Source organism: Kordia sp., from assembly GCF_045105435.1.
Classification (GTDB): domain Bacteria; phylum Bacteroidota; class Bacteroidia; order Flavobacteriales; family Flavobacteriaceae; genus Kordia.
On sequence record NZ_JBGCDL010000150.1, the window covers coordinates 1 to 3,360 of the forward strand.

At 32.1% G+C, this 3,360-nt stretch carries 5 protein-coding genes; 3 read left to right on the plus strand and 2 right to left on the minus strand.

What is annotated here, in order from left to right:
* Positions 1-54: 54 nt before the first annotated feature.
* The 3 genes from AB8B65_RS07825 to AB8B65_RS07835 all read left to right on the plus strand — a co-directional run bounded on the left by AB8B65_RS07825 (position 55) and on the right by AB8B65_RS07835 (position 1,568).
* On the plus strand, positions 55-255 hold the full coding sequence (locus tag AB8B65_RS07825) for a hypothetical protein (protein ID WP_405300330.1): 201 nt from the start codon (positions 55-57) through the stop codon (positions 253-255).
* A 734-nt stretch (positions 256-989) separates the two neighbouring features.
* The gene (locus AB8B65_RS07830; RefSeq protein WP_405300331.1) at positions 990-1,163 is read left to right on the plus strand and encodes a hypothetical protein; all 174 of its coding nucleotides are present in this window, start codon (positions 990-992) and stop codon (positions 1,161-1,163) included.
* Positions 1,164-1,211: 48 nt separating this feature from the next.
* A complete protein-coding gene (locus AB8B65_RS07835) occupies positions 1,212-1,568 on the plus strand; it encodes a hypothetical protein (protein ID WP_405300332.1) in 357 nt (118 codons plus the stop codon).
* 195 nt (positions 1,569-1,763) lie between these two features.
* On the opposite strand, the gene AB8B65_RS07840 is transcribed toward AB8B65_RS07835, so the two are convergent.
* Positions 1,764-2,654: a tyrosine-type recombinase/integrase gene (locus tag AB8B65_RS07840; protein WP_405300334.1), complete on the minus strand. Its 891-nt coding sequence runs from the start codon at positions 2,652-2,654 to the stop codon at positions 1,764-1,766.
* 220 nt (positions 2,655-2,874) lie between these two features.
* A partial coding sequence (locus AB8B65_RS07845) for a hypothetical protein (RefSeq protein WP_405300335.1) occupies positions 2,875-3,360 on the minus strand: 486 nt, incomplete at its 5' end.

Consider the following 3,360-nt stretch of genomic DNA (forward strand, 5'->3'; position numbering starts at 1 on the left):
ATAAAATCTTTCTTGAATTTTTAGTTTTAGATTATTAAGCAATATTTTCAAAAAATGAATAAAAATAATAGTATTTCAGTTGAAATAAATCATAATGAATTGCAAGGTTTAAAAGATCCTTTTAATGCAAATGTTGAAGTCCTTGTTACATTCAAAGACATGCCAACAGTAACAATCATTGTGGGAACTCCTAAAAATCTTGAATACCTGATGGTGAAAGACAGGGTGAATTTCTATGGCCCCGGACTTCCGTGATAGGTTGTGAAATAGTTATTGCTTTTTTTCAATTGATTCTTTATTAATTTAAGAAATAAAAGGAAATCGTGGAGGTCGGTATCTCGTGGAATATCAAGGTGATGGTGTTGTAAATATTGTTGGGATTGCTGACCGCGGAAATAAAAAAAATATTAAAAGTTGGCGGAAAGCGATGAAAAATTTATATAGGATAGAACTGAAATATACTAAATTTTATTATATTCATCAAGAATTTTACATTCTTCTTCTAGATTTTTAACAATTTTTTCGTCTATTTTTTTATCTTTTTCTTCATCATGGTCACTTTGGTCATTAAGAAATAGAATACGATATTCCACTTCGAAATTTAGTCAATGGTAAAGGTTCTTTAGATATTATTATTACCTTAGAAGATGGTTCAGATTATTTGGTAGAAGTAACAACCCCTCGATTTCTAGACGTTCTTATGGAAAAGCGAAAGTTCTTACCACCTGGATACTACTATATTAACGTATCGGAGTTCACGAATGAAATCATACAAGCAGCTATCGAAGAGTTTATTGGTGAAAGTGAAGATTCCTACTGGTTGAAACTTTACCATACCGCAGTCACTTTAAATATAATTAGGTGGCGTTAAATAAGTATTATACATCACAAACGTCGATATTCAAGGAAATTAAAATACGATACTTTATTGCTTTATTGAAAAATACTTGATATTATAATTTGTTGTACGTTAAAAATTCTAAAAACTTATGGTTGATCAAAATTCACCAGCTTTTAATTTTTCTGAAAAAATTGGTTTGGTTATCGGAAAAGGAATTCGATATATTATAATATGTGGAGTTGTTGTTTTTATGGGTGGAAAATTAGGCGGTTCTAAACCATCTCAGCCGGTTCCAAATCCACCGGGGCCAACACCACCTTAACCTTAGTTACAATTTATTAAAAAATATTAAAAAATTAAAATAAAATTTATGCCTTGGATAAGAGACGTGTGTGAAGATGTTGTTTGTGAAGGTGCCTTAGGTGTTGTCAAAGGTATTTTTGGAGTTTCATTCTTCACTGCATCAGAAACAGAAGAAATTGTCAGTTTAAAAAAATTGACGCTATCGGTTATGGAAAAATCTCCTGAACTCGTAACAGAACCTGTTGTGTGCGAAGCTATTCGGCAAGGTCAGAAATCGGCACTAGAAACCTTTGCGAAAACCGCTCCACCAGAAGCGGTCGCTGCTGGTGTAGTTACAGCAGCTGAATTAGTGTGTAGTAAAGCGCTTAAGACGCGATTCACAGAGGTTTTAATGGGAGCCTGTATGAATCTAGTAGGTTGTTAAATGCTTTTATTTCAATTTTAATATTTCAAATTTTGATCAAACACGCCAAAATTTGAAATATTAAAATTTACTCTTTAATACTCTCCTAAGCCCCCATATTACCTAAACTTAATTTATTTTGATTCTGGGGCGTATCAGCAGCCTCTCAAGCCGTATTATATTTGCTAGGTTGATTTTCATTAGAATGTTTTTGAATTAAATTTGGTCCATACGCTCTTCCCTTTCCTTATCAGATAAAATGTCAACGTAAGAAGAAGTGGTACCCATACTTCGGTGCCCTATTGCTTGTTTCACAAACTCAATATCTTTGGTATCTTTCCATAATTGAGTAATATATCCAACTCGAAAACTATGACTCGTAATATTTGGCGTATCAGTAAATTGATTCGAAACCGAACGCATTGCTCGATTGACGTCTTTTGTAATCGTTTCGCGACTTAACATTTGGTAATGGTTGGCTTCGGATGTAAAAACGTAAGAATTAGATTCTTTCATTAAAAAAATCAGTTCAAAATCTTTTTTTCGATCTTCAATGATTTTTTTGCCTTCCTTAGTTAGGAATGCTTTATGATTACTCGGCCCTCTTTTAGAGCGATCAATGGCAATCCAGTTAGAATGGATAAGTGTTTCAAGCTGATATACCTTTAAAGGTAATAGTTCATTGATCCGTATTCCAGTCACTGCGAGAATACAAAAGGCAATTCGTAAGCGTACAGATAAATAAGTTGGGCCTTCGGCAGCTCGAATCAATTCCTTATAAATATGATGAGTCATAGGTTCTCGCTTGGGTAAGCGCTTCCGGTTTTGACGAGCTTGCTTGCGAATTTCCTTTTCTTCGCGTTCTTGTTGAATTGCATTTAATTCTGAAACAACAATCCCTAATTGTTGGGTTAATTCCTTGTTTAGTTCCACTAATTCCTGATTTCTTAAGGCTAGGCCGATGAAGCCTCTCTGCAAATCATTTCGAATAGCTTGAAGTTGTTTCGAATTATTAGTTTGGCCTTCTACTAAAATATCTAACTTAGATTCAACTTCGGATTTTGTAATTAATTGATTAGTTTCTTTTTTTTTTTTTTTTTTTTCCATATAAAATTTTTCTTATTTTGACTTTTCAATGTGTGTTTATTTGCAAAGGTGACCTTGTTAAAAAACTCTCCCGGAAAAGAGAGTTTTTTAACAAGGTCACCTTTGCAAACACCTGAAAATATCAGGCCTTTTTAAAAATGTGTGATTAAAAAACTGCTTTTTATTTGTGGTCTAACCACATGTCGATTAAAACTATGAATTAAAAATTAATAAATTAATTTTATAAAAATTGGATCTTAATATTTTCGAAAACAGCTATTTGTGAATGGGATGAATTTAAATCTGTAATCTGTAAAACCTTATTCGATGAAAGATCTAAAACTTTATCCTGCAGCTTTCCCTCTTGGTGTAATACTTTTAGATATTGGATAAAATATTCTTGTATCTGTCTTTTGTGTTGATTACTTAAAACAGCTGGATAATTATCCAAGAATTGTGTAATATTAAATTCTTTTCTGAGATGGATAGAGCTATAAGTTTTAATAATTTCAAATAATACTTGAAATTGGTGCTTAGTTAGCTTTTGTTGAAAAATATCAGAAAATAAAAATGGATGTAAGTAATTAAATAATTCTTCTGCAATCCAAATCTCAACCATTAAAATATTTTGTTCTGACTTGTAAACGGATACTTCAGGAATAGTAACAAGCATCCGATAATACTTATTCGAAAAGGACTCAATAACAAAATTCGTTTTTACCAAATC